The organism is Streptomyces sp. NPDC051109, from assembly GCF_044455885.1.
Classification (GTDB): Bacteria; Actinomycetota; Actinomycetes; order Streptomycetales; family Streptomycetaceae; genus Streptomyces.
Genome location: NZ_JBITFF010000001.1, coordinates 591,635 through 616,651 on the forward strand (window position 1 = coordinate 591,635; position 25,017 = coordinate 616,651).

Consider the following 25,017-nt stretch of genomic DNA (forward strand, 5'->3'; position numbering starts at 1 on the left):
GGGGCCGCCGCCTTCGACAGGGGCTCCATGTCAGAAGAGGAAGTATCGCTGCGCCATGGGCAGTTCCGCGGCGGGCGCGGGCTCCACCACCTCGCCGTCGATGGTGACGGTGAAGGTGTCGGCGTCGACCTCGACCCTCGGCATGGCGTCGTTGTTGCGCATGTCCGCCTTGCCGACCTTGCGGGTGCTCTCGATGGCGACGAACTGCTTTCCGAGTCCGAGCCGTTCGGGCAGGTCGTCGTCGAGCGCGGCCTGCGCGGTGAAGTTGACCGAGTTCATCCCGGGGGCCCGGCCGCGGCTGCCGAACATCGGGCGGGGCAGCACCGGCTGCGGGGTCGGGATGGAGGCGTTGGCGTCGCCCATCTGCGCGTAGGCGATCTGGCCGCCCTTGATGACCACTTCGGGCTTGACCCCGAAGAAGGCGGGTGTCCACAGCACGAGGTCGGCGAGCTTGCCGGTCTCCACCGAGCCGATCTCGCGGGCGAGGCCCTGGGCCACGGCGGGGTTGATCGTGTATTTGGCGACGTAGCGGCGGGCGCGGTGGTTGTCGGCCGGTCCGTCGCCGGGCAGGAAGCCGCGCCGCTTCTTCATCACGTGGGCGGTCTGCCAGGTGCGCAGCACGACCTCGCCGACACGCCCCATGGCTTGGGAGTCGGAGGAGATGATCGAGATGGCGCCGAGGTCGTGCAGTACGTCCTCGGCGGCGATGGTCGAGGGCCGGATCCGGGATTCGGCGAAGGCCAGGTCCTCGGGGACGGCCGGGTTGAGGTGGTGGCAGACCATCAGCATGTCGAGGTGTTCCTCGATGGTGTTGACGGTGTGCGGCCGGGTCGGATTGGTGGAGCTGGGCAGGATGTTCGGCTCGGAGACCACGGTGATGATGTCGGGTGCGTGCCCGCCGCCCGCGCCCTCGGTGTGGTACGAGTGGATCGTCCGGCCGGCGATGGCGGCGAGGGTGTCTGCGACGAACCCGGCCTCGTTGAGGGTGTCGGTGTGGATGGCGACCTGGGCGCCGGTCTCTTCGCACACGCTCAGGCAGGCGTCGATGACCGCGGGAGTGGCCCCCCAGTCCTCGTGGATCTTGAAGCCCAGCGCGCCGCCGCGCAGCTGGGAGTGCATGGCCTCGCGGGACATGGTGTTGCCCTTGCCCAGCAGGCCGATGTTGACGGGGTAGGACTCCAGGGCCGCGAACATCCGGGCGAGGTGCCAGGGCCCGGGCGTGACGGTGGTGGCCTTGGTGCCCTCGGCGGGGCCGGTACCGCCGCCGACGAGGGTGGTGATGCCGGAGGCGAGGGCCTCTTCGATGACGGTCGGCGAGATGAAGTGCACGTGGGCGTCGATGGCGCCCGCCGTGACGATCTTCCCGTTGCCCGCGATGATCTCGGTCTCGGGGCCGATGACGAGGGCGGGGTCCACCCCGTCCATGGTGTCGGGATTGCCGGCCTTCCCGATGCCGCAGATCCGGCCGTCGCGGATGCCGATGTCGGCCTTGACGATGCCCCAGTGGTCCAGGACCACGACGCCCGTGATCACGGTGTCGGGTGCGCCCTCGGCGCGCGTGGTCCGGGCCTGGCCCATGGACTCGCGGATCACCTTGCCGCCGCCGAACACGGCCTCGTCGCCGGAGTTCCCGGGGCCGCCGCTCAGGTCCCGTTCGATCTCGACGAAGAGGTCGGTGTCGGCGAGCCGGATGCGGTCGCCCGCGGTCGGCCCGAAGAGGTCGGCGTACGCGCGGCGGTCGAGCTCAGCCATCGAGCGGCCCCCCGGTCTCCCCGCGCAGGCCCGGTACGGTGCGCAGCCCGCCCAGCGGTACGAGTTCCACGGCGACCGGGATGCCCGGCTCGAAGCGCACGGCGGTGCCGGCGGCGATGTTGAGCCGCAGCCCGCGGGCCGCCGGCCGGTCGAAGTCGAGGCCGGGGTTGGCTTCGGCGAAGTGGTAGTGGGAGCCGACCTGCACGGGCCGGTCGGCGGCGTTGAGCACGGTGAGGCGGGTGACGGGCCGGCCCTCGTTGAGGCGCACCGGGCCGTCCCCGTGGACGATTTCGCCGGGGATCATGCGGGTTCTCCCCTTCAGACGATCGGTTCGTGGACGGTGACGAGCTTGGTGCCGTCCGGGAAGGTCGCCTCGACCTGGACGTCGTGGATCATCTCGGGGATCCCCTCCATCACCTCGGCGCGGCCGAGCACGGTGCGGCCGGAGGCCATGAGTTCGGCCACGGTCCGCCCGTCGCGGGCCCCTTCGAGGATGTGCGAGGTGATCAGGGCGATCGCCTCGGGGTGGTTGAGGAGGACGCCGCGCGCCTTGCGCTTCTCGGCCACGTCCGCGGCCACGTGGATGAGCAGTCGTTCCTGCTCGTGCGGTGTCAGTTGCACTCGTATCACCAAGCTTCCAGGACCATGTCAGCGTCGCGCCGGGCCGACCCTAGCGGCCTTCAACACTTTGTTGACCTGCGCATTTCCGGGCCAACCGTCTCTTGCCCAACGCAGGGGAAGGCTTTCCGTCCCGAGCACCGGCGCTTTGCCGAAGGATGGGTGATCATTGACGGTCGGCCGTGGCCGCCACGCTAGGTGCCGCGCTTTTCCGCCGCGTTAACCCACGTTTCGGGGAAGCACCCGGTTCAACTCCCCGGCCGCCCGCACCCGGTTCCGTATACGGACGCCGGGAGGAACGCGGCCGGGAGGGATCAGCGGCCCGAGACGCTCTTCGCGGGGGCGCCGACGGGCCAGGGGAGGGCGATCCAGACGGTCTTGCCGCCGTCCTCGGTGGGGCTGACCGTGAGACGGCCGCCCGCTTCGGCGGTGAGCCAGCGGATGATGACCATCCCGCGGCCGTTGTCCTGCTGCACGGCGGCCGGGAGGCGCCTGGGCCAGCGCGGGTGACTGTCGGTCACCCCGACGCGGAGCCACTCCCCGCGCTCCAGGCGGAGGTCGACGGTGAAGGTCGGCGATTGGCCGAACGTGTGCTGGACGGCGTTGGTGGCGAGCTCCGAGACGATCAACCGGACGCTGTCCGCGGTGTCGGCCTCGTCGGGCAGTCCCCATTCACCGAGCACCTCCGCGACGTAGCGGCGGGCGGTGGCGACCGAGGCGGGATCGCTCGGCAGAGTGACGGATGCTTCCTGGTGGTCTGCCATGGCGACGGTCCCTTTCCCACCGGGGCGAACCGCCCCGGATCTGTGCTGGACGCCAGAGTGCCACCCATCGTCCCGTCGAAGCGGCCGTTCCCCCAAGATATGCATATATCTGTCGCTCAATGCGGTGAACTCTGCTACGGAAGAGCGTATTTGGACGGCAGACTGGTGCGAGCTGTGCCGGTGGAAGGAGGCGGGTATGCAGCACGGTCCCGCGGTGCGTCGGCGCAAGCTCGGGGAGGAACTGCGCGCCCTGCGCGACCGGACCGGACTCACCAGTGGTGAGGCCGCCCGGATCGCGGGATGGCACCAGTCGAAAATCAGCCGCATCGAGACGGGCCGCAGTGGCGTGAAACCGGAGGACATCCGCCTCCTCCTCGATGTGTACGGAAACGTCGTCAGCCCCGAGCAGCGGGCCCTGCTGGAGGCCCTGTCGGCCTCGGCGGCCGGACCCGGAACGGGCGAGGGCGAGGCCGCCGGGCGCGGCCGCCAGTGGTGGCACGACTACCGGGGCCTGCTGCCCCAGGAGTACCGGGACTTCATCAGCCTGGAGGCGAGCGCCCGATCGGCCCGTACGGTCGAACTCTCGGTGGTGCCGGGCCTGTTGCAGACCCCGGGGTACGCGCGGGCGGTGACCAGGGCCGCGCTGGGCGGGCTGCCGGAACCCAAGGTCGACGCGCTGGTCGACGTGCGGCTGGCCCGGCAGTCGGTGCTGCGGGCGGATCCGCCGCTGGAGCTGAGCGCCGTACTGGACGAGGCGGTGCTGCGGCGGCAGATCGGCGGCCCCGGAGTGATGGCGGCGCAGCTGCGACACCTGGTGCAGGTGGCCCGGATGCCCCAAGTGCGGCTGCAGGTACTGCCGTTCAGCGTGGGGGGTCATCTCGGCCTGACAGGACCGTTCGTAATTTTCTCATTTCCGAACATCGCCGATCTGGATGTGGTGGTCCTCGACCATTTGACGAGTAGCCTCTACCTGGAGCGGAAGGAAGACCTTGAGGCGTACAGCGCCGCATTCCGCACCATCCAGGCGCACGCCCTCCCGCCCCAGGACTCGTCGGATCTCATCAGCTCACTCGCTGACGACGCGTAAGGAGGCACCCCCGTGTCCGCAACCCCCCTCTCCACCAGCGGACTTCTGATCAGCGCGCGGTGGCGGCGGAGCAGCCGCAGCACCGGAATGAACAACTGCGTGGAAACCGCCGTCCTCGGTGGCGGCGGCCTGCTGGCCGTCCGCGACTCGAAGCGGACGGACGGCCCGGCCGTGCTCTTCACCGAGCCGGCCTGGAACGGCTTCCTCGCAGCCGTACGGGCAGACGTGGACGTACTCGCGTGAGGCCCTAGCGGTCCGTGGCTCCGGCCGGGGCGGTCCGCAGGATCGTCTCGACGGCCCGGTCGATCTCCTCCCCCGTGAGATCGGCCCGTGCGGTCAGCCGCAGCCGGGAGATGCCGTCCGGCACCGACGGCGGGCGGAAGCACCCCACGGACAGACCTGCCTCGCGGCAGTCGGCGGCCCAGCGCAGTGCCGCCGAAGCCGACGGGGCCCGTACCGACACCACGGCCGCGTCCGGCCGGGCCGCGGTCAGGCCGGACGCGGTGAGCCGCCCGTACAGCCGGTCGGCCACCTCGCGGGCCCGCTCGGCGCGCTCCGGCTCCCGTCCGAGCAGGCGCAGGCTCGCCAGCGCCGCGCCCGCGGCGGCCGGTGCCAGCCCGGTGTCGAAGATGAACGTCCGGGCCGTGTTGACCAGGTGCCGGATCACCTTGGCCGGACCGAGCACGGCCCCGCCCTGGCTGCCCAGGGACTTCGAGAGCGTGAGGGTGGCGACCACCCCCGGCGCACCCGCGAGCCCCGCGGCGTGCAGGGCTCCGCGGCCGCCCTCCCCCAGGACGCCCAGCCCGTGCGCGTCGTCCACGACCAGGGCCGCGCCCTCCTCCCGGCAGGCGGCCGCGTACGCGGCGAGGGGGGCGGCGTCCCCGTCCACCGAGAACACCGAGTCGCTGACCAGCAGCGCCCTGCCCTCGTGCGTGGCGAGCGTCTTGCGCGCGGCTTCCGGATCGGAGTGCGGGATCACCTCGATCCCGGCGCGCGAGAGCCGACAGCCGTCGACGATGGAGGCGTGGTTGCCCGCGTCGGAGACGACGAGGGTGCCGCGGTCGCTGAGCGCCGTGACGGCCGCGAGGTTGGCGGCGTACCCGGAGGACAGGACGAGCGCCGCCTCGAATCCGCAGAACGCCGCGAGCTCCCTCTCAAGCTCCGCATGAAGCTCGGTCGTACCGGTCACCAGGCGTGATCCAGTGGCCCCGGCGCCCCACCGCTCGGCCGCCTCGCGCGCGCCGCGCACGGTCTCGGGGTGCCGGGACAGGCCGAGGTAGTCGTTGCTCGCGAGGTCCAGCAGCGGCGAGGAGGCCGGGCGGGGGCGCAGCGTCCGGACGAGTCCGGCCTGCTCACGGGCCCGCTCCGCGTCGTCGATCCAGGCGAACACGTCATCGGGCTCGGGGCTGTGCTGGCTCATCGGCGGGTCCTCGTTTTTTGTCGGCAGTCCACAGACCTGCCTGACCCTAACGGCCGTCACTTGAGTGCCAGGTGTGGCGATCCACACACTCCGTTCCGGCCATGTTGTGCGATCTCTCCTTGGCCGGGAGTGCTCGTGTAGTCCAGGATCGGCGTCATGGACCTGCTGAACACCCTGGTGGACAAGGGGCTGCGGCGCGAGCTGCCGACCCGCGAAGAGGCGCTTGCCGTACTGGCGACCTCTGACGACGAACTGCTCGACGTGGTGGCCGCGGCCGGCAAGGTGCGCCGCCAGTGGTTCGGGCGTCGGGTCAAGCTGAACTACCTGGTCAACCTGAAGTCCGGGCTCTGCCCCGAGGACTGCTCCTACTGCTCCCAGCGGCTGGGATCGAAGGCGGAGATCCTCAAGTACACGTGGCTCAAGCCGGAGGAGGCCTCGCAGGCCGCCGCGGCCGGCGTCGCGGGCGGCGCGAAGCGCGTCTGCCTGGTGGCGAGCGGGCGCGGCCCGACGGACCGCGACGTCGAGCGGGTCGGCAAGACGATCGAGGCGATCAAGGAGCAGAACGAGGGCATCGAGGTCTGCGCGTGCCTCGGCCTGCTCTCGGACGGCCAGGCGGAGCGCCTGAAGGACTCGGGCGCCGACGCCTACAACCACAACCTGAACACGTCCGAGGCCACGTACGGCCAGATCACCAAGACCCACACCTACGCGGACCGGGTCGACACGGTGCAGAAGGCGCACGCGGCCGGCCTGTCCGCCTGCTCCGGTCTCATCGCGGGCATGGGCGAGAGCGACGAGGACCTGGTCGACGTCGTCTACTCGCTGCGCGAGCTGGACTCGGACTCGGTGCCGGTCAACTTCCTGATCCCGTTCGAGGGCACCCCGCTGGCCAAGGAGTGGAACCTCACCCCGCAGCGCTGCCTGCGGATCCTGGCGATGGTGCGCTTCGTCTGCCCTGACGTGGAGGTCCGGATCGCGGGCGGCCGCGAGGTGCACCTGCGCTCGATGCAGCCGCTCGCCCTGAACATCGCCAACTCGATCTTCCTCGGCGACTACCTCACCAGCGAGGGCCAGGCGGGCCAGGCCGACCTCGACATGATCGCGGACGCCGGCTTCGAGGTGGAGGGCGCCGGTACGACGACCCTGCCGGCGCACCGCGCGGACGCGATGGCGGCGGCCGCGGCCACGCCCGGCCGGGGGCCGTGCGGCTCCTCGGCGGCCGAGGCGGGCTGCGGTTCGGCGTGCGGAGGCTGCTCGGGCCACGAGCACGAGGCCGTCCCCGCGCAGGCCGCGGCTGCCGAGCCGGCCGCAGCGCAGGCACAGGCGCCGGCCGGCGAGGTCCGCTCGGACCTCGTGGCGGTCCGCCGCCGGGGCGCGGGAACGGACCTCGCCCCCAATGCCTGACCAGCACCTCCCGCTGCCGGCCGCGGAATTGCTCGCGCTGGACCGGCAGCACGTCTGGCACCCGTACGGTCCGATGCCCGGGCGGCAGGAGCCCCTCGTGGTCTCCTCCGCCTCGGGGGTCCGGCTGCGGCTGGCCGAACCTTCGCAGGGGCGGGACGAGCTGGTCGACGGCATGTCCTCCTGGTGGTCGGCGATCCACGGGTACAACCACCCGGTCCTGAACGAGGCCGTGACCGACCAACTCGGCCGGATGTCTCACGTGATGTTCGGCGGGCTCACCCACGAGCCCGCCGTCCGCCTCGCCGCCCGGCTGGTCGAGATCACCCCGCCCGGCCTGGAGCACGTCTTCCTCGCCGACTCGGGATCGGTCTCGGTCGAGGTCGCGGTGAAGATGTGCCTCCAGTACTGGCGTTCCATCGGCCGCTCCGGCAAGACCAGGCTGCTGACCTGGCGCGGCGGCTACCACGGGGACACCTGGACGCCGATGGGCGTCTGCGACCCGCAGGGCGGCATGCACGAGCTGTGGTCGGGGATCCTCCCGCAGCAGCTCTTCGCGGACGTCCCGCCGAGCGGGTTCGACGCTCCCGTGGATCCCGCGTACGTCGACCACGTGCGCTCCCTGCTCTCCGCTCACGCGGACGAGCTGGCCGCGGTGATCGTGGAACCGGTGGTCCAGGGCGCGGGCGGCATGCGCTTCCACAACCCGGGGTACCTGCGGGTGCTGCGCGAGCTGTGCGACGAGTACGACGTCCTGCTCGTCCTGGACGAGATCGCGACGGGCTTCGGCCGCACCGGCGCCCTGTTCGCGGCCGACCACGCCGGGATCACACCGGACGTGATGTGCCTCGGAAAGTCGCTGACCGGCGGCTACCTCACGCTGGCCGCCACCTTGTGCACGGGGCGGGTGGCGGAGGGGATCTCCCAGGGCGCCGTCCCGATCCTCGCGCACGGGCCGACGTTCATGGGCAATCCGCTCGCCACGGCCGTGGCGCTGGCCTCGATCGACCTGCTCCTCGGGCAGGACTGGCGGCGCGAGGTCAAGCGCATCGAGGCGGGCCTGCTGGAGGGCTTGTCCCCGGCGCGGGAGCTGCCCGGTGTGCGGGACGTACGGGTCCTGGGCGCGATCGGCGTGGTCCAGCTGACGCACGAGGTGGACGTGGCCGCGGCGACCCGGGCCGCGGTCCGCGAAGGCGTGTGGGTACGCCCGTTCCGGGACCTGATCTACGTGATGCCGCCGTTCGTCACGGGCGACGCCGACGTGGCCCGCATCTGCCGTGCGGTCCGCGCGGCCGCGCAGGAGGGCTGACATGACGGTACTGATGGTCTCGGGCACGGGCACCGAGATCGGCAAGACGGTTGTCACGGCGGCGGTCGCGGCCGCCGCCGTGGCGGCGGGCCGCTCGGTGGCGGTCCTGAAGCCGGCTCAGACGGGCATGGAACCCGGCGCCCCGGGCGATGCGGCGGAGGTGGTCCGCCTGGCGGGGCCGACGGTCACCGCGGTGGAACTGGCCCGCTACCCGGAGCCGTTGGCCCCGGACACGGCGGCCCGCCGGGCGGGCCTGCCGACGCTCTCCCCGACGGAGATCGCGGAGGCGGCGCGGGACCTGGCCGGCTCCCACGACCTGGTCCTGGTGGAGGGGGCGGGCGGGCTGCTGGTCCGCTTCGACGAGGCCGGCCACACCCTGGCCGACGCGGCCCGCCTGCTCGACGCCCCGGTGCTGGTGGTCACCCCGCCGGCGCTGGGCACCCTCAACGCGACGACCCTGACGGCGGAGGCCCTCCGGGCCCGGGGGCTGCAGGCGCCCGGCGTGGTCATCGGCAGCTGGCCGGCGGAGCCGGACCTGGCCTGCCGCTGCAACCTGGCCGACCTGCCGTCGTCCTCGGGGCTACCGCTGTTGGGCGTCGTACCCGAGTCCTCGGGATCCCTGCCCCCGGAGTCGTTCCGCGCGGCGGCCCCCACGTGGCTCTCCGCCGCCCTGTCGGGCACCTGGTCCCCGGAGTCCTTCCTGACCACCTGGCAGGCCTGACCGACACCCGGACCGATCAGGCCCGGCGGCGCCGTACGGCCCGCCGGGCCGTTCCGTCGGCGGGGCGTTCGGCCCCTGGGGCGTTCGAGCCGTGAGGCGTTCGACCCGTGGGGCGTTCGAGCCGTGGGGCGTTCAGTGGCCGCCGCGCGGCTCGTGGCAGCCGCCCTCCACGTAGGCGCCGTGCGCCTTCACGCTCACCGGCGGGCCCACCTGGCCCGTCACGCACGGCCCGCTCTCCGGGATCGACAGGACGAACGAGAGGCGGCCCGTGCTCGATGCGTACACGTCTCCCGTCCCCACCGTGTAGCCCATCCCGGTCAGGAGCCCGCTGAGCTCCTGCGTCGTGCGCGGCGCGCCCTTCCCCGCGGAGCCGCCCAGCGCCGCCTCGATCCGTGCGGCGTGCGCGTCGCCGCGGCACTGGGCGGCGGGCGTGAGCGCGACCTCCTTCTTGTACGCGTGGTTCTCCGCGTACTTGCGCGCCTCCGGGTCCGTGGGCAGGTCGTCCGGGGCGGCCGAGGAGATCGGCGCCGCGCTCGCCTTGCCCTCGCACTGCGCGGCCACCTCCGGGAAGAGCTTGTCGTGGCGGGCCACGGCGGCCGCCGCCCGGGCGGCGTAGTCCGTGCTGCGGCCGGGCGCCGGCACCGGAGACGGGTCCGCGACCGCGCCGCTCCCGGCCACCGTGGTGCCGCAGGCGGTCATGACGAGCATCCCTGTGGCGAGCAGCACGGCGCGCGCGGGGGTGTTGGTACGGGATGTCACGGGGTCTCCACTTCCTGGGGCCGGCCCCGGCGGCCGGGGCGGACGCTCGGATCACCCGATTGTCGTCACGGCACGGCCCCGAACTCCTGAGTACGCGTACTCAGCCGATCACCGGCACAGTTCCCGCCCGGCCCGCGGCGGTCCCGCCCGCCCTCACACCAGCGGCTTGACCCAGCGCGTCCACTGGTCGCCGGGGCTGTATCCCCCTGCCGCCCATGCCCCGTGCGCCCGCTCGTTGCGGTCCAGCACCATCGCGTCGGCGCGCAGTCCGCCGAGCTCGCGGAATCGTTCCTCCGCGGCGGCGAGCAGCGCCGATCCGATGCCCTGGCGGCGGTGGTCCGGGTGCACCGCGAGCCGGTAGAGGTGGCAGCGCCAGCCGTCGAACCCCGCGATCACGGTGCCGACCAGTTCGCCATCGCGCCGCGCGAGGAGCAGGGCGTGCGGATCACGGGCGTGGAGCCGCTCGACCCCGGCGAGGTCGTCACTGATACTCGTTCCCTCGGCGGCCGTCTTCCAGAAGGCGAGCACGGCGGGGAGATCGGCGGTGGAGGCGGGACCCATATGAAGATCGCTCATGACCGGATCCCACCATCCGGTTGCGCTCCGCCAAAAGAACGGTCCGACCCCTTTGCCTTTCCTTTACTATGGTGGCCAGCGGTCGACGCGACCCGAAACCGACCCGAACGAAAGGTGTGAGCGTCCGCCCATGGGCGAGCCCCCCAGTACCCGACATCGCGCGATACCCCTCCTCCTGGCTGATCATGGGACGGAGGTGACCGACCGATGACCGAAGTGCTCCTGCTCCTCGTGGCGCTGCTGCTCTGCCTTGCCTGCGGGGCCTTCGTGGCGGCCGAGTTCTCGCTGACCACCGTCGAGCGCAGTGAGCTCGAACAGGCCGCCGAGCGCGGCGAACGCGGAGCCGAGAGCGCCCTCTCGGCCGTCCGGAGCCTCACGTTCCAGCTCTCCGGCGCCCAGCTCGGCATCACCGTGACCGGCCTGGTCATCGGCATGATCTCCAAGCCCTCGATCGCCGCCCTGCTCCAGGGCCCGTTCGAGGCCATGGGGCTGTCGGCCGGCGCCGCCTCCTCCACCGCCCTGGTCCTGGGCACCGTACTGTCGACGATCGTCCTGATGGTCGTCGGCGAGCTGGTCCCCAAGAACTGGGCGATCTCCTCCCCGCTGGCCATCGCCAAGCGCGTGGCCACCATGCAGCGGGTCTTCAGCCGCGCCTTCCGGCCGTTCATCAGCCACCTGAACACCACGGCGAACCACATGGTCCGCCGGCTCGGCATGGAGCCGGCCGAGGAGCTGGCCTCCGCGCGCACCCCGCAGGAGCTGGTGGCGCTGGCCAGGCACTCCGCGAAGGCGGGCGCGCTGGAGAAGGACACCGCCGAGCTCTTCGTACGGACCCTGAACCTGGCCGACCTGACCGCGGAGAACGTCATGACCCCGCGGGTCCAGGTCACGGCCCTCGACGTGCAGACCACCGCCGAGGACGTGGCGAACGCGACGCTCGCGACCGGCCTGTCGCGCTTCCCCGTCTACCGCGGGAGCCTCGACACCGTCGTCGGCACCGTCCACATCAAGGACGTGCTCGCGCTGCCCGCCGAGGAACGCCACCGCCGCCCCGTCTCGCGGCTGCTGCGCGATCCGCTGCTGGTGCCGGAGTCACTGACCGTGGACAGGCTGCTGGACCTGCTGTCCGGCCGCCAGACGATGGCCGTGGTGATCGACGAGTACGGGGGCACCGCCGGCGTGGTCACCCTGGAGGACATCGTCGAGGAAGTCGTCGGCGAGGTGCGTGACGAGCACGATCCGCACGAGACCTCGGACCTGGCCCCCGCCGGTACGGACGCCTCCGGGCGCCTCCTCTACTCCGCAGACGGCGCCGTGCGCACCGACCAGCTGGAGCGGATCGGACTGCGCGTGCCGGACGGCCCGTACGAGACCCTCGCCGGGCTGATAGCGACCGAGCTGGGCCGGATCCCGGCCGTCGGCGACGGCATGGAGCTGGCCGGCTGGCGGCTCGACGTGGTCGACGCAAGTGGCCGGCGGGCGGCGCGGGTGCTGCTGCACGCGCCGGCCGAGCCGGCGCAGGAGTCGCCGGACAAGGGTGGGGAGGGAGCGCGATGACGGTGCTCCAACTGCTGATCGGCCTGGCGACCCTGGTCGTCAACGCCTTCTTCGTCGGCGCCGAGTTCGCGCTGATCTCGGTACGGCGCAGCCAGATCGAGCCGTACGCCGAGCAGGGCGACCGGCGGGCCCGCGCCGTGCTGTGGGCGCTGGAGCACGTATCGGCGCTGATGGCGGCGGCCCAGCTGGGCATCACACTGTGCACCCTGGTGCTGGGCGTGGTGGCCGAGCCGGCCATCGCGCACCTGCTGACCCCGCTGTTCGACCTCGTCGGGGTGCCTTCCGGACTGACCCACGCGGTCTCCTTCGTGGTGGCGCTGGCCCTGGCCACGTACCTGCACATGCTCTTCGGCGAGATGGTGCCGAAGAACGTGGCCCTGGCCGAGCCGGTGCGCACCGCGCTCCTGCTCGGGCCGCCGCTGGTCACGCTGGCCCGGGCGCTGAGGCCGGTGATCTTCGCGATCAACGCCTTCGCCAACCTCCTGCTGCGGCTGCTGCGGGTGGAGGTGAAGGACGAGGTCGCGGCGACGTTCTCGGACGACGAGCTGGCCCGGATCGTGAAGGACTCCAGCGCCGCGGGGCTGATCGACGACCGCGCGAGCGAGCGGCTGCACGACGCCCTGGAGCTGGGCCGGCGGCCGGTCACGGATGTGGTGCTGCCGCTGGACCGGGTCGTCGTGGCCCGGAAGGGCGTCACGCCGACGGCCCTTCAGCACCTGTCCGCCGAATCCGGGTACTCCCGCTTCCCGGTGCTCGACGCCCAGGCCGGGATCCTCGGGTACCTGCACGTCAAAGACGCCCTCGACGCGGACGGGCCGGAGCGGGACCAGCCGTTCCCGGTGTCCGCGCTGCGTCCGATCGCCCAGGTCCGGGCGGAGACCCCGCTGGACGACGTGCTGACCGCGATGAGGCGCAGCCGGACGCATCTGGCGGCGGTCATGGGCTCGGGCGGGGCGATGACGGGCCTGGTCACGATGGAGGACGTGCTGCGCGAGCTGTTCGGCAGGCCGGCCTCCGCCTGACGCGGCTGCGACCGCAGTGGTGCCCCGGCTCTGCGCGGCCGGGGTACCGCGCGGTAACATCGCTGCGCCATGGAGATGAATGCGTCTTACACCAGTTTCGTCGCGGTCGGCGACTCCTTCACCGAGGGCATGTCCGACCTGCTGTCCGACGGCTCCTACCGCGGCTGGGCCGACCTGCTGGCCGCCCGCCTCGCGGCGCGCGAGCCCGGCTTCCGCTACGCGAACCTCGCCGTCCGCGGGAAGCTGATCGGCCAGATCGCCCAGGACCAGGCCCCGGTCGCGGCGGCGATGGGCGCGGACGTGGTGACGCTGGTCGGCGGTCTGAACGACGCACTGCGGCCGAAGGTCGACATGGGCCGGGTGCGCGGGCACCTGGAGGAGGCCGCGGGGCTGCTGGCCCCCACGTGCAAGACGCTGGTGCTGATGCGCTCGCCGGGGCGCAACGGGCCGGTGATGGACCGCTTCCGGCCGCGCATGGAGGAGCTCTTCGGCATCATCGAGGAGCTGGCCGCCCGACACGGGGCCCTGGTCGTGGACCTGTACGGGGCCGGAGTGCTGGCCGACCCCCGCATGTGGGACGTGGACCGGCTGCACCTGACGGCCGAGGGCCACCGTCGGGTCGCCGAGGCGGTCTGGCAGACGCTGGGCCTGCCGCCCGAGCACGACTGGCGCGCTGAACTCCCGGCGGCGGTGCCGCCGGGCTGGGTCGTGCGCCGGTCGCAGGACCTGAACTTCGCCCGGCAGCACCTGCTGCCGTGGGTCGGCCGCCGCCTGACGGGCCGCTCCTCCGGGGACGGCCGCCCGGCCAAGCGCCCGGAGCTGCTGCCGTACGAGGCCATTACGGGCGAGCGGCTCTCGTAGCAAGGCACAATCCGAGGCGGGGTCCCTACCTGCGTAAACGCACAGCTGCGGCCCAAGTAGAATCCCTACACGTGACAGCCAAGCCCCGCATCCCCAATGTCCTGGCCGGCCGCTACGCCTCCGCGGAGCTCGCCGTCCTGTGGTCCCCCGAGTACAAGGTGACGCTGGAGCGGCGGCTGTGGCTCGCCGTCCTCCGCGCCCAGAAGGACCTCGGCATCGAGGTCCCGGACGCCGCCCTCGCCGACTACGAGCGCGTCCTGGAGACGGTCGACCTCGCCTCCATCGCAGAGCGCGAGAAGGTCACCCGGCACGACGTGAAGGCCCGCATCGAGGAGTTCAACGCCCTCGCCGGCCACGAGCACGTCCACAAGGGCATGACCTCCCGCGACCTCACCGAAAACGTCGAGCAGCTCCAGATCCGGCTCTCGCTGGAGCTGGCCCGCGACCGTACGGTCGCCGTCCTCGCCCGTCTCGGCAAGCTGGCCGGCGAACACGCCGAGCTGGTCATGGCCGGCCGCTCCCACAACGTCGCCGCGCAGGCGACGACCCTGGGCAAGCGCTTCGCCACGGCCGCCGACGAGCTGCTCGTCGCCTACGCCCGGCTGGAGGACCTGCTCGGCCGCTACCCGCTGCGCGGGATCAAGGGCCCGGTCGGCACCGCCCAGGACATGCTCGACCTGCTGGGCGGCGACGCCGCCAAGCTGGCCGACCTGGAGCAGCGGATCGCCGCCCACCTCGGCTTCGCCGAGGCCTTCACCTCCGTCGGCCAGGTCTACCCGCGCTCGCTCGACTACGACGTGGTCACCGCCCTGGTGCAGCTGGCCGCCGCCCCCTCGTCGATCGCGAAGACGATCCGCCTGATGGCCGGCCACGAGCTGGTCACCGAGGGCTTCAAGCCCGGCCAGGTCGGCTCCTCCGCGATGCCGCACAAGATGAACACCCGCTCCTGCGAGCGCGTCAACGGCCTGATGGTCATCCTGCGCGGCTACGCCTCGATGACCGGCGAGCTGGCCGGCGACCAGTGGAACGAGGGCGACGTGTCCTGCTCCGTGGTCCGCCGCGTGGCCCTGCCCGACGCGTTCTTCGCGTTCGACGGCCTGCTGGAGACCTTCCTGACGGTCCTCGACGAGTTCGGCGCCTTCCCGGCCGTCGTGGCCCGCGAGCTCGACCGCTACCTGCCGTTCCTCGCGACCACCAAGGTCCTGATGGGCGCGGTGCGGGCCGGTGTCGGCCGCGAGGCCGCCCACGAGGTCATCAAGGAGCACGCGGTGGCCTCCGCGCTCGCCATGCGCGAGCAGGGTGCCGAGCGCAACGAGCTGCTGGACAAGCTGGCCGCCGACGAGCGGATGCCGCTGGACCGGGCCCAGCTCGACGCCCTGATGGCCGACAAGCTGTCCTTCACGGGCGCGGCCGGCGACCAGGTGGCCGCAGTGGTCTCCCGCATCGAGGCGATCGCCAAGCAGCACCCGGAGGCCGCCGGGTACACGCCGGGGTCGATCCTCTGACCCCCGAGGAGCTGAGCGCCGCCCGTGACCGCGTCGTCCCGGACGTGGTCGCGGGCGGTCTGCGTGTGCTGTTCTGCGGGATCAATCCGGGTCTCCTCTCCGCCGCGACGGGCCATCACTTCGCCCGCCCCGGCAATCGTTTCTGGCCGGTCCTGCACCTGTCCGGCTTCACCCCGCGCCGCCTGGATCCCGCGGAGCAGGAGGAGCTGCTGACCTACCGGCTCGGCATCACCAACGTCGTCGCCCGCGCCACGGCCCGGGCCGACGAGCTGAGCGCCGAGGAGTTCCGCGAGGGCGGCCGCATCCTGACCGCCAAGGTGGAACTGCTGCGGCCGCAGTGGCTGGCGGTCGTCGGAGTCACCGCCTACCGCACGGCCTTCGGCGAGCGGAAGGCGCAGATCGGACCCCAGGACCGGACCATCGGCTCCACCCGCGTCTGGGCGCTTCCCAACCCCAGCGGCCTCAACGCCCACTGGACCGCGGAGTCCATGGCCCAGGAGTACGCCCGCCTCCGCATGGCCGCCGAGTCGGCCGCCGAGCAGACTCCCGAGTCGGGCTCGGGAACACCCTAAGGCGGGTCGATCACGGTCACCGCGGCCATCAGCTGCGGTGAGTGGTCGGCCCCCCAGCGGGCCTCGTAGACGGCGACCCAGCGGTCCCCCACCCGCCAGAGGTGGAGGTGGTCGCTGGTGTCGCCGATCTCCAGCCAGGGCTGTGCCACCTCTCCGGCCTGCGTCCGCAGCCGCAGGCTGTCGAGCGTGAACCGGTCGGGCTTGCCCCAGCGCTCCTCCAGCCGCTGGGTCAGGGCGTCCAACTCGGCGGACACCTGGTCCTCCTGCGCCAAGCGATCGGCCGCGTCCTCGTCCCCGTACCACCGGCTCCCGCCCAGCTCCGCCAGGTGGTAGCCGGGGCCGCTGGTGCCCACTTCGGACCTGCCCCGGACATCGGGGAACGCACGCGTCCGGAGCCGGTCGATCGTGTCGAGATGCTCTGCCGTGGTCATGCCGTCAGTATCGCGTCGAGGTCTGACAACTGGCCCGGCGTCACGCGTCCCGCCGGCGCACCGCCAGCCAGCCGCCGACCAGTGCGGCCGCCGCCCACAGCGCCAGCACCCCGAGGCCGCTCCAGGGACCGAGCCGGCCGCTGAACTCCAGGTGCATGACGAGCTGTCCTGCCTGGTCCGGCAGGAACTCGGCGACCCCGCCCGCGGCCTGGCCGATGACGAACGGCGCCATGACGACGAAGGGTATGAGCACGCTCAGCACGACTGCCGCACTGCGCAGCACCGCCGTCAGTCCGGCCGCGAACAGAGCCATGAGCGTGAGGTACACGCCACTTCCGAAGACCGCGCGGAGGGTGCCCGGGTCCCCCAGGGACATCGCGTGCCGGCCCATGAACGCCTGGCCCAGGACGAAGGTGAGCACCCCGGTGACCTGGCCCGTCAGGAAGGCGAGTGCGCCCACCATGGCGATCTTCGACAGGTAGAAGCGGGCACGGCTCGGCACGGCGGTCAGCGACGTGCGCAGGGCGCCGTTGTGGAACTCGGCGGCCAGTGCGCTCGCCCCGAAGGTGAACGCCGCTATCTGGCCGAAGTTGATGCCGTAGAAGGCGCCGAGCAGCGGGTCCTCCCCCATGCTGCCGGCCTCGGCCTGGCCTACGGCGGCAGACGCCAGAGCCTGTATCCCGGCGGTGGCCACGAGTATGGCGATCAGCGCCCCGAACGTGCCGCGAAGGGACCGTATCTTGATCCATTCCGAGTGCAGGACGGGGACGGTGGGCAGAGCGGCGCTCATGGCGAAGCCTCCTGGGGTCTTGGGGAAAGTCAGTGGGTGGCGGCGAACTGGGCGTGGTCGGCGGTGAGGTCGAGGTAGGCCTGCTCCAGCGAGGCGCGCTCGTCGGAGAGTTCCAGCACGGGGATGCCCTCGCGGGCGGCCATGCCTCCGAGCTGCTCGGCCCGTATGCCCGCCACCGTCCAGCGCCCGTCTTCGGCGCTCGCCATCTCGAAGCCGTCCCCGGCAAGGGCCGCCCGCAGCCGGACCGGGTCCGAGGTGCGCAAGCGCACCTTCGGGGTGCTGCGGGCCTCGATGAACTCCTCCATGGAGCAGTCGGCCAGCAGCCTGCCCTGCCCGAGCACGACCAGGTGGTCGGCGAGCGCCGCGGTCTCGGACATCAGATGACTGGAGACGAGCACCGTGCGGCCCTCGGCGGCGAGGCCCCGCATCAGCTCGCGGATCCAGATGATGCCTTCGGGGTCGAGCCCGTTGGTGGGCTCGTCGAGGAGCAGCACCTCGGGATCCCCCAGCAGCGCCGCCGCTATGCCGAGGCGCTGGCGCATGCCGAGCGAGAAGGTCTTGACCCGCCGCTTGGCCGCCGAGGCGACCCCCGCCTGCTCCAGTACTTCTTCGACGCGGCGCACCGGGATGCGGTTGGCGGTGGCGAGGAAGCGGAGGTGGTCCCGTGCGGTGCGCCCGCCGTGGGCCGCCTGGGCGTCCAGGAGTGCCCCGACCCGGTGCAGCGGGTCGGGGACGTCGGTGTACCGGGCCCCGCCGATCGTGGCCGTGCCGGAGGTGACCCGGTCCAGGCCCAGCAGCAGGCGCATCGTGGTGGACTTGCCGGCGCCGTTGGGGCCGAGGAACCCGGTGACCCGCCCGGGCAGGACATCGAAGGTGAGGTGGTCCACGGCCCGGGTGCGGCCGTATTCCTTGGTCAGTTCTCGGATCTCGATGCTGTTCATGGCTCAAGGTTCGCCGCCGGCCCCACCCCCCTTCCTCCCCCATGCGAGGGTGCCGTCTCCCCCACGTGGGGGAGACGCGTCCGGGCCGGTCACTGCCACGATGGGTGCATGTACCGACTGCTCCGTGCCCCGCTCCAACCGGTGACCTACTCACGCTGGTTGCATCTGTGCGTGCCCGTGCTGCTGCTGGCCCTGTGGATGTTCATAGAGCCCGCGTGGCCGTGGATGCCGTTGGTCATCGTCATACCGTTCGGCCTGGTGCCCTGGGTGCGGCTGGCCGAAGGGCTGCAGGCGCAGTTCCTGCTCACGCCGCACGACCGCGGCGAGCTCGACAGCGGCATCTGTGCCGCACCGTCGGCGCGGTGGGGCGACCGGTGGCGGACGCTGCTGTGGCTTGAGGCACGGCTCGTCATCGCGTTGGCCGCCATGGCCGCGACCGTGTGGCTCCCGGCGGTGACGGTCGAACTGGTCGCAGCTGCCCTCGGGCACCCGCTCAACTCGGACTTCATGGTCCCCTACGCTCCGCCGCGTTGGGCCGCCGCACTGCTCGTTCCGGTGCCGCTGGTGCTTCTCCTCGCCATAGTGGTGCTGCTGGGCGAGCTGGTCACCGCGGTCGCGCGCCGGCTGCTGGGTCCTTCGGCCGCCGAGCGGCTCAGCGCCCTCGAGGCCCGCACCGAGCAGCTGTTGGAGCGCACCCGCATCGCGCGGGAGCTCCACGACTCGATCGGGCACGCCCTGACCGTGGCCGTGGTGCAGGCGGGGGCGGCCCGGGCCGCCGGCAACCCCGAGTTCACCGACCGGGCGCTGAGCGCGATCGAGGAGACGGGCCGGACAGCGCTGGAGGACCTGGAGCGGGTCCTGCTGGTCCTGCGGGAGTCGGCGCAGCCCGTCTCCCAGCGGCCGACGCTGGCCGAGGCCGACCGGCTGCTGGAGTCGGCCCGGGCCTCGGGTGCGGAGGTCGACGCCCAACTGACCGGGCCGCTGGAACAGTTGCCGGGTCCGGTCACCCGTGAGGGCTATCGGATCCTGCAGGAGGCGCTCACGAACGTGCTGCGGCACTGCGGGCCGGTACCGGTCCGGATCCGGGTGGAGATGGCCGTCGGCAGGCTGGACATGGAGGTCACGAACCCGCTGCCGGAGGGGCCGACCTTCATCCCCGGCAGCGGGAGCGGGCTGCGCGGGATGCGGGAGCGGGCCGCGCTGCTCGGCGGGGAGGCCGAGATGGGGCCGTTCGAGGGCAGTTGGAGGGTGCGCGCACGGCTTCCGCTGGAGCGAATACGCTGACCGGATGCCGGTTACCGTTCTGCTCGTCGATGACGAGCCCCTGGTGCGCGCGGGTTTGCGTGCCGTCCTGGATGCCCAGCCCGACATCGAGGTGGTGGGTGAGGCGGCCGACGGGGCCGCCGTCGTCCCGCTCGTGCGGCAGCTGAGGCCGGACGTGGTGGCCATGGACGTGCGGATGCCGCTGCTCGACGGGATCGAGGCGACGCGGGCCGTGCTGCGGACCGTGGACTCCCCGCCGAAGATCCTCGTGGTGACCACCTTCGAGAACGACGAGTACGTGTACCAGGCACTGCGGGCCGGGGCGGACGGGTTCCTGCTGAAGCGGGCCCGCCCCTCCGAGATCGTGCACGCGGTGCGGCTGGTGGCCGAGGGCGAGACGCTGCTGTTCCCGGCGGCCGTGCGGGCACTGGCCGCGGAGTACGGGAACCGTCAGGCGCGGGCGGTGCTGAAGCGGGCCGCGCTGACCGAGCGGGAGGAAGCGGTGCTGCGGGCGATGGCGCGCGGCCTGACGAACGTCGAGATCGCCAAGGAGCTGATCGTCGGCACGGAGACGGTGAAGTCCCATGTGAGCGCCATTCTGGGCAAGCTGGGGGCGCGGGACCGGACCCAGGCGGTGATCACGGCGTACGAGTCGGGATTCGTCGCCCCGGCCTGAGGGGAGGAGCCGGTTCCGGCCAGTGGGGGGCTGCGTCTCGCAGCTGCCCCGGGGGCACAGTACGATCCGGCAGACAAGCTCACCAGCTGGGAGGACACACGTTGGGGCAGCTGACCGGCGGGGATCCCTCTCTGCTCCGGCGGATCAATTCGGCCGTGGTGCTGCGTGCACTGCGGGCGGCCGAATCGCCGACCCTCACCGATCTCACCCGGGTGACCGGCCTGTCCCGGCCGACCGTCGAAGGTGTGGTCGAGGGGCTGATCGGGACCGGGCTCGTCGTCGAGGCCGGCGCGGAGGAGGGTGCGCGGCGCCAGGGACGGCCGGCCAGGCGCTACCGGTTCCGGGCCGAGGCGGGCCATCTGCTCGGCATCGAGATCGGCTCGCACCGGATCGCGGTGCTGCTGTCCGGGCTGGACGGGCGGGTGATCGGCGCCGGCACGAAGGAGGTCGCCGAGACGGCGTCCGCCGACGAGCGGCTGGAGCGGGTGCGGGCGGCGGTGGCAGATCTGCTGCGGCGGGCCGGCGTACCGCGGGATTCCCTGCGGGCGGTCGGCGTCGGCAGCCCCGGGATCGTTGAGGCGGACGGCACCGTACGCCTGGGCACGGCCCTGCCGGGCTGGACCGGACTGCCCCTCGGCGAGCGGCTGAGGCGCTCGTTCCGCTGCCCGGTACAGGTGGAGAACGACGCCAACGCGGCCGCGGTCGCCGAGCACTGGAAGGGCGCCGCCCAGGACACCGACGACATGGTGTTCGTGATGGCGGGGCTCAGCCCCGGCGCGGGATCACTGATCGGGGGGCGGCTGCACCGCGGCTTCGGCGGGGCGGCCGGCGAGATCGGCGCCCTGCACCTGCTGGGCCGCGACGTCACGCCCGAGAAACTGCTGTCCACGACCGGCGAACCGCTGCACCCCCTGGACGAGCAGGCGGTCGCCGAGGTCTTCGCGATGGCCCGCCGGGGCGACGAGCGGGCCGTGGCCGCGGTGGAGCGCTTCATCCAGCGGCTGGTGCACGACGTGGCGGCGCTGGTCCTCGCCATGGATCCGGAACTCGTCGTGGTCGGCGGCTGGGCGGCCGGCCTGGCCGGTGTCCTGGACCCCCTGCGCCGCGAACTGGAGCGCTACTGCCTGCGTCCCCCGCGGGTGGCGCAGTCCCTGCTCGGCGAGGCAGCGGTGGCCACCGGAGCGCTGCGCCTGGCGCTGGACCACGTGGAAGAAGAGCTCTTCGCGGTGGAGAAGACGGTCACGACCCGCCGTCGCTGACCCCGCCCCACGCCGGAAAGGCGAACGGCCCCACCCCGGCAGGTGCCGGGGCGGGGCCGTCGCGTTGGGCCTGGTCCCAGGAGTTGCGCGTGGTCCCAGGAGGTCAGGAGGCGACGCGGGCTTCGTGCGTTATCTCCACGTCGCCCGAGTCGCCGAAGGTCAGGCGGCAGGTGTCCGCGCGGTACGTGGCGACCGAGACGGCGGCCGTGCCCGCGGCGGTGAAGTACCGGGTGGTGACCACGAGCACCGGCGCACCCGGCAGCCGGTCGAGTTCCTTCGCGTCGTCCGCACGTGCGGAGCCGAGCTCCACCGAGCGGTCCTGCCCGTCCAGGGCGAGCCGCTGCAGCTCGCGCAACACGGCCCGGGCGCGCGCCGGTCCGGCCGGGGCGTCGATGGCGGAGAGGCCGGGCACGGAAGCGGCCGGCACGTACAGCAGCTCGGCGGCGACGGCCTGCCCGTGGGAGACCCGGGTCCGGCGCACGGTGTGCACGGGCTGGTCGGCGGCGCCGGCGCCACCGAGGAGCTTCAGGACGGCGGCGGACGGCGCGGCGGCATCGGCCACGTCCGCGTCGACGAGCTCCCAGCCGTCGACGCTCTCGCCGGGCCAGCTCTGCCCCGTGCTGCCGACGGCCACGCCGACCCGCGGCGGGGCCACGGTGGTGCCGACCCCGCGGCGGCGCTGCAGCCGTCCTTCGAGTTCGAGCTGTTCCAGGGCCTGGCGCAGGGTCGCCCGGGCGACTCCGAAGCGGGCGGCGAGCTCACGCTCGTTCGGCAGGACCTCGCCCACCGCGAAGTCCTGGTCGAGCGCCTCGCTGAGGACGGTCTTGAGGTGCCAGTACTTAGGCTCCGGCACCGTTTCGAGCTGCGTGGTCCCCACCCTGACTCCTCCTGCCATCGCTGCAATCGCCGTGTTCCAGCGGCAGTTCCGCGCCTTTGTTTATTAAAGGTTCCTGCACTATCCCTGCGACGATAGGACGGCGCACCCCCTTGGTCAAGACCAATCCTCACCCCTTTACCGGGCACATCGGGCATACGTATCAAGCCGTTCATGCGATGTTCTCGCTCCCCCGACACGCGCCCAGGGCTTGTCCCGCCGGGCTACCGGGCGGTAATCATGGCGGTAGGCATTACTGACAGCCTGTCTCACACGCGTCCACCCGACGAGGAGCTGCATGACCGCCACGGTCTCCTTCCCGATCGAATCGCCGCTGGGCCCCCGCACCGCCACCGTCGCCTACGAACGCAAGGGCGCCGGCGCACCCCTCCTCCTGCTCCACGGCATCGGCCACCACCTCCAGGCCTGGCACCCGGTGACCGACATCCTGGCCGCCGAGCACGACGTCATCGCCGTCGACCTGCCCGGCTTCGGCGCCTCCGAGCCGCTGCCCGAAGGGGTCCCGTACGACCTGGCCACCTTCGTCCCCGCGCTCGGGGCGCTCTGCACGGCCCTCGGCGTGGAGCGCCCGCACGTCGTGGGCAACTCCCTCGGCGGGCTCCTCGCCCTCGAAATGGGCCGCAGCGACCTGGTCCGCTCGGTCACCGCGCTCTCCCCCGCCGGCTTCTGGACCGAGGCCGAGCGCAAGTACGCCTTCGCGACCCTGCGCGCGATGCGCGTCGGAGCGCTCACGCTGCCCCACTCCACCCTGGAGCGGCTCTCGCGCAGCGCGGCCGGCCGGACCGCGCTCACCGGCACCATCTACGCGCACCCGTCCCGCCGGCCGCCCGAGGCCGTGGTCGCCGAGACCCTCGCCCTGCGCGAGGCCACCGGCTTCGAGGAGACCCTCGCCGCAGGCCGTTCCGTACGGTTCACCTCGGACGTGCCCGGCCTGCCGGTCACCATCGCCTGGGGCTCCCGCGACCGGCTGCTCCTGCCGCGCCAGGGCGTACGCGCCAAGCACACGGTCCCCGACGCCCGGCTGGTCCGGCTCCGCGGATGCGGCCACGTCCCCATGAACGACGACCCGGCGCTGGTCTCCCGCGTGGTTCTGGACACGGTGCGCGCCACAACCGGCCAACGGTCCTGAGCTGCTGACGGCTGTTCACCCACGGTTCGGTTGGGCGACGCGGGCGGGCCGGTGTGCGACGGCACACTGGTCCGACCCGCCCCCGCCGGCCCCTGGAGACGCCCCGATGGCACCGCTGCCGCACACCCGACGCTCCCTGCTCGGCGGTTCACTCGCCGTTCCCGTGGGCCTTGCCCTGTCCGGCGCGCTCGCCGCGCCCGCCTTCGCCGCGCCCACCACCGCCGCGGCGTTCACCCGCTCCGGGCGCCCGAGCGCCGCCTGGGGCACCCAGTCAGGTGAGATCACCGCGCACTCGGCCACCGTCTGGACGCGCTCCGACCGGCCGGCGCGGATGTACGTCGAGACCTCGCCGAGCGAGTCGTTCCGCTACGGCGTACGGCGGCACGGCGGCCCGTTCCTCGGCCCCGCCACCGATTTCACCGGCACCACCACCCTGCGCGACCTCCCGCCCGGGCAGCAGATCCACTACCGGGTGGTCCTGGCCGACCCGGACGACCCGCGCCGCACGGGCGAGCCGGTCCGCGGCACCTTCCGGACCACCCCCGTCTCGCGCCGCCACAACGTGCGCTTCCTGTGGTCGGGGGACCTCGCGGGCCAGGGCTGGGGCATCAACCCGGACCTGGGCGGCTACCGCGTCTTCGACGAGATGTGCCAGCGCGACCCCGACTTCTTCCTGTTCAGCGGGGACACCATCTACGCCGACGGGCCGATCCAGGCCTCCGTCCCCCTGCACGACGGCAGCATCTGGCGCAACATCACCACCGAGGAGAAGGCGAAGGTCGCCGAGACCCTCGCCGAGTTCCGCGGGAACTTCCGCTACAACCTGCTCGATCGCAACCTGCGCGACTTCAACGCCCAGGTGCCGGTCCTCGCCCAGTGGGACGACCACGAGGTGCGCAACAACTGGTACCCCGGACAGGTGATCGACGACCCCCGTTACAGCGTGCGCGACGTCGACACCCTCGCCGGCCGCGCCCGCCAGGCCTTCGGCGAGTACTTCCCGGTCACCGACCTCCGCGGCGGTCGCGCCGAGGGCCGGATGTACCGGGTGATGCGGTACGGGCCGCTGCTCGACGTCTTCGTCCTCGACATGCGCACCTACCGCGACGCCAACTCACCCGGCCGCCGGACCGTGGACCCCGTCGGCATCCTGGGCGGGGAACAACTGGCCTGGCTCAAGCGCGAGCTGTCGCGCTCCCGCGCCACGTGGAAGGTCATCGCCTCCGACATGCCGCTGGGCATCGTCGTACCCGACGGCGCCGAGAACTTCGAGGCCGTCGCCCAGGGCGACCCGGGCGCCCCGCTCGGCCGCGAGCTCCAGATCGCCGAACTCCTGCGCCACATCAAGCACCAGCGCATCACGGGCACCCTCTGGCTCACCGCCGACGTCCACTACACGGCCGCGAACCACTACGCCCCCGAGCGGGCCGCCTACACCGACTTCGCGCCGTTCTGGGAGTTCGTCTCCGGTCCCATCGGCGCGGGCGGGTTCCCCGCTGGGAGGCTCGACGCCACCTTCGGCCCCGAGACCGCCTACGTCCAGTCGGCCCCGCTCGCCAACATGTCACCGTCCGAGAACCCCCCGTACTACGGCGAGGTCGAGATCGACGGCGAGTGCGGGGAACTCACCGTCCGGTTGCGGCGCCAGGGAGGCGGCGTACTCTTTACCACCTCGCTCCAGCCCGGACGCGTGGGCCAGTAACCACCGC

The 25,017-nt window shown here is 72.5% G+C and carries 26 protein-coding genes; 15 read left to right on the forward strand and 11 right to left on the reverse strand.

Translation table 11 applies throughout. From position 1 onward, the window contains the following. Positions 1-30: 30 nt before the first annotated feature. From ACIBAD_RS02530 to ACIBAD_RS02545, 4 genes are all read right to left on the reverse strand, one after another. Positions 31-1,752 carry an urease subunit alpha gene (locus tag ACIBAD_RS02530; protein WP_134068300.1) on the reverse strand — a complete coding sequence of 574 codons (1,722 nt, stop codon included), beginning with the start codon at positions 1,750-1,752 and terminating at the stop codon, positions 31-33. Further along, positions 1,745-2,056 carry an urease subunit beta gene (locus ACIBAD_RS02535; protein WP_030860667.1) on the reverse strand — a complete coding sequence of 104 codons (312 nt, stop codon included), beginning with the start codon at positions 2,054-2,056 and terminating at the stop codon, positions 1,745-1,747. Before ACIBAD_RS02535 ends, ACIBAD_RS02530 begins: the two co-directional genes overlap by 8 nt. 14 nt (positions 2,057-2,070) lie before the next feature. Next, positions 2,071-2,373, reverse strand: a complete 303-nt coding sequence (locus ACIBAD_RS02540; protein WP_030158263.1) for an urease subunit gamma — start codon at positions 2,371-2,373, stop codon at positions 2,071-2,073. Positions 2,374-2,684: 311 nt separating this feature from the next. Then, the gene (locus tag ACIBAD_RS02545; RefSeq protein WP_134068301.1) at positions 2,685-3,134 is read right to left on the reverse strand and encodes an ATP-binding protein; all 450 of its coding nucleotides are present in this window, start codon (positions 3,132-3,134) and stop codon (positions 2,685-2,687) included. A 196-nt stretch (positions 3,135-3,330) separates the two neighbouring features. Between ACIBAD_RS02545 and ACIBAD_RS02550 the strand changes: the two genes are divergently transcribed. Both ACIBAD_RS02550 and ACIBAD_RS02555 read left to right on the forward strand, forming a co-directional pair. Continuing rightward, positions 3,331-4,221 (forward strand): Scr1 family TA system antitoxin-like transcriptional regulator, encoded by an 891-nt coding sequence (locus tag ACIBAD_RS02550; RefSeq protein WP_134068302.1) that lies wholly within the window; start codon positions 3,331-3,333, stop codon positions 4,219-4,221. Between the two features lie 12 nt (positions 4,222-4,233). Then, entirely contained in the window at positions 4,234-4,464 is a 231-nt protein-coding gene (locus tag ACIBAD_RS02555; RefSeq protein WP_134068303.1) for a DUF397 domain-containing protein, read from the forward strand. A gap of 4 nt (positions 4,465-4,468) precedes the next feature. On the opposite strand, the gene ACIBAD_RS02560 is transcribed toward ACIBAD_RS02555, so the two are convergent. Then, positions 4,469-5,641, reverse strand: a complete 1,173-nt coding sequence (locus tag ACIBAD_RS02560) for an 8-amino-7-oxononanoate synthase (protein WP_134068304.1) — start codon at positions 5,639-5,641, stop codon at positions 4,469-4,471. A gap of 156 nt (positions 5,642-5,797) precedes the next feature. Here ACIBAD_RS02560 and bioB point away from each other — a divergent pair, with 156 nt between their 5' ends. From bioB to bioD, 3 genes are read left to right on the forward strand one after another with little or no spacing between them, the layout of a single operon-like run. Continuing rightward, positions 5,798-7,045: a biotin synthase BioB gene (gene bioB / locus ACIBAD_RS02565; RefSeq protein ID WP_134068305.1), complete on the forward strand. Its 1,248-nt coding sequence runs from the start codon at positions 5,798-5,800 to the stop codon at positions 7,043-7,045. Further along, positions 7,038-8,351 carry an adenosylmethionine--8-amino-7-oxononanoate transaminase gene (locus tag ACIBAD_RS02570; protein WP_398903861.1) on the forward strand — a complete coding sequence of 438 codons (1,314 nt, stop codon included), beginning with the start codon at positions 7,038-7,040 and terminating at the stop codon, positions 8,349-8,351. The genes bioB and ACIBAD_RS02570 overlap by 8 nt, the downstream gene beginning before the upstream one ends. 1 nt (position 8,352) lies before the next feature. After that, a complete protein-coding gene (gene bioD, locus ACIBAD_RS02575) occupies positions 8,353-9,072 on the forward strand; it encodes a dethiobiotin synthase (RefSeq protein ID WP_134068307.1) in 720 nt (239 codons plus the stop codon). A gap of 132 nt (positions 9,073-9,204) precedes the next feature. Here bioD and ACIBAD_RS02580 read toward each other — a convergent pair whose 3' ends face one another. Continuing rightward, the gene (locus ACIBAD_RS02580) at positions 9,205-9,831 is read right to left on the reverse strand and encodes a hypothetical protein (RefSeq protein ID WP_398903863.1); all 627 of its coding nucleotides are present in this window, start codon (positions 9,829-9,831) and stop codon (positions 9,205-9,207) included. 153 nt (positions 9,832-9,984) lie between these two features. Beyond that, positions 9,985-10,407, reverse strand: a complete 423-nt coding sequence (locus ACIBAD_RS02585) for a GNAT family N-acetyltransferase (RefSeq protein ID WP_398903865.1) — start codon at positions 10,405-10,407, stop codon at positions 9,985-9,987. Positions 10,408-10,614: 207 nt separating this feature from the next. On the opposite strand from ACIBAD_RS02585, the gene ACIBAD_RS02590 reads away from it, so the two are divergent. The 5 genes from ACIBAD_RS02590 to mug all read left to right on the forward strand — a co-directional run bounded on the left by ACIBAD_RS02590 (position 10,615) and on the right by mug (position 15,924). After that, complete coding sequence (locus ACIBAD_RS02590) at positions 10,615-11,964, forward strand: hemolysin family protein (protein ID WP_398903867.1); 1,350 nt, start codon at positions 10,615-10,617, stop codon at positions 11,962-11,964. Further along, a complete protein-coding gene (locus ACIBAD_RS02595; protein ID WP_134068311.1) occupies positions 11,961-12,986 on the forward strand; it encodes a hemolysin family protein in 1,026 nt (341 codons plus the stop codon). The genes ACIBAD_RS02590 and ACIBAD_RS02595 overlap by 4 nt, the downstream gene beginning before the upstream one ends. A 69-nt stretch (positions 12,987-13,055) precedes the next feature. Then, entirely contained in the window at positions 13,056-13,847 is a 792-nt protein-coding gene (locus ACIBAD_RS02600; protein WP_398903869.1) for an SGNH/GDSL hydrolase family protein, read from the forward strand. Positions 13,848-13,918: 71 nt separating this feature from the next. Next, complete coding sequence (gene purB / locus ACIBAD_RS02605; RefSeq protein ID WP_398903872.1) at positions 13,919-15,352, forward strand: adenylosuccinate lyase; 1,434 nt, start codon at positions 13,919-13,921, stop codon at positions 15,350-15,352. After that, a complete protein-coding gene (gene mug, locus ACIBAD_RS02610; RefSeq protein WP_134074116.1) occupies positions 15,349-15,924 on the forward strand; it encodes a G/U mismatch-specific DNA glycosylase in 576 nt (191 codons plus the stop codon). Before purB ends, mug begins: the two co-directional genes overlap by 4 nt. Here the strand turns inward: mug and ACIBAD_RS02615 are convergent. Genes ACIBAD_RS02615 through ACIBAD_RS02625 form a run of 3 tightly spaced genes read right to left on the reverse strand, consistent with a single transcriptional unit; the run spans position 15,921 to position 18,086 of the window. Then, positions 15,921-16,355 carry a hypothetical protein gene (locus tag ACIBAD_RS02615; protein ID WP_134068313.1) on the reverse strand — a complete coding sequence of 145 codons (435 nt, stop codon included), beginning with the start codon at positions 16,353-16,355 and terminating at the stop codon, positions 15,921-15,923. The two genes, mug and ACIBAD_RS02615, sit on opposite strands and share 4 nt — an antisense overlap. A gap of 40 nt (positions 16,356-16,395) precedes the next feature. Beyond that, on the reverse strand, positions 16,396-17,145 hold the full coding sequence (locus ACIBAD_RS02620; RefSeq protein ID WP_134068314.1) for an ABC transporter permease: 750 nt from the start codon (positions 17,143-17,145) through the stop codon (positions 16,396-16,398). Positions 17,146-17,174: 29 nt separating this feature from the next. After that, complete coding sequence (locus tag ACIBAD_RS02625) at positions 17,175-18,086, reverse strand: ABC transporter ATP-binding protein (protein ID WP_398903875.1); 912 nt, start codon at positions 18,084-18,086, stop codon at positions 17,175-17,177. Positions 18,087-18,194: 108 nt separating this feature from the next. On the opposite strand from ACIBAD_RS02625, the gene ACIBAD_RS02630 reads away from it, so the two are divergent. The 3 genes from ACIBAD_RS02630 to ACIBAD_RS02640 all read left to right on the forward strand — a co-directional run bounded on the left by ACIBAD_RS02630 (position 18,195) and on the right by ACIBAD_RS02640 (position 21,284). Then, a complete protein-coding gene (locus tag ACIBAD_RS02630) occupies positions 18,195-19,370 on the forward strand; it encodes a sensor histidine kinase (RefSeq protein ID WP_398903877.1) in 1,176 nt (391 codons plus the stop codon). A 4-nt stretch (positions 19,371-19,374) separates the two neighbouring features. Beyond that, positions 19,375-20,025: a response regulator transcription factor gene (locus ACIBAD_RS02635; protein ID WP_134068317.1), complete on the forward strand. Its 651-nt coding sequence runs from the start codon at positions 19,375-19,377 to the stop codon at positions 20,023-20,025. A gap of 101 nt (positions 20,026-20,126) precedes the next feature. Then, positions 20,127-21,284 (forward strand): ROK family transcriptional regulator, encoded by a 1,158-nt coding sequence (locus ACIBAD_RS02640; protein ID WP_385586229.1) that lies wholly within the window; start codon positions 20,127-20,129, stop codon positions 21,282-21,284. Positions 21,285-21,387: 103 nt separating this feature from the next. Here the strand turns inward: ACIBAD_RS02640 and ACIBAD_RS02645 are convergent, their stop codons facing one another. Beyond that, complete coding sequence (locus ACIBAD_RS02645) at positions 21,388-22,161, reverse strand: GntR family transcriptional regulator (protein ID WP_134068319.1); 774 nt, start codon at positions 22,159-22,161, stop codon at positions 21,388-21,390. A 295-nt stretch (positions 22,162-22,456) separates the two neighbouring features. On the opposite strand from ACIBAD_RS02645, the gene ACIBAD_RS02650 reads away from it, so the two are divergent. Next, the gene (locus tag ACIBAD_RS02650) at positions 22,457-23,308 is read left to right on the forward strand and encodes an alpha/beta fold hydrolase (RefSeq protein ID WP_398903880.1); all 852 of its coding nucleotides are present in this window, start codon (positions 22,457-22,459) and stop codon (positions 23,306-23,308) included. A gap of 106 nt (positions 23,309-23,414) precedes the next feature. After that, the gene (locus ACIBAD_RS02655; protein ID WP_398903882.1) at positions 23,415-25,010 is read left to right on the forward strand and encodes an alkaline phosphatase D family protein; all 1,596 of its coding nucleotides are present in this window, start codon (positions 23,415-23,417) and stop codon (positions 25,008-25,010) included. Positions 25,011-25,017 lie beyond the last annotated feature (7 nt).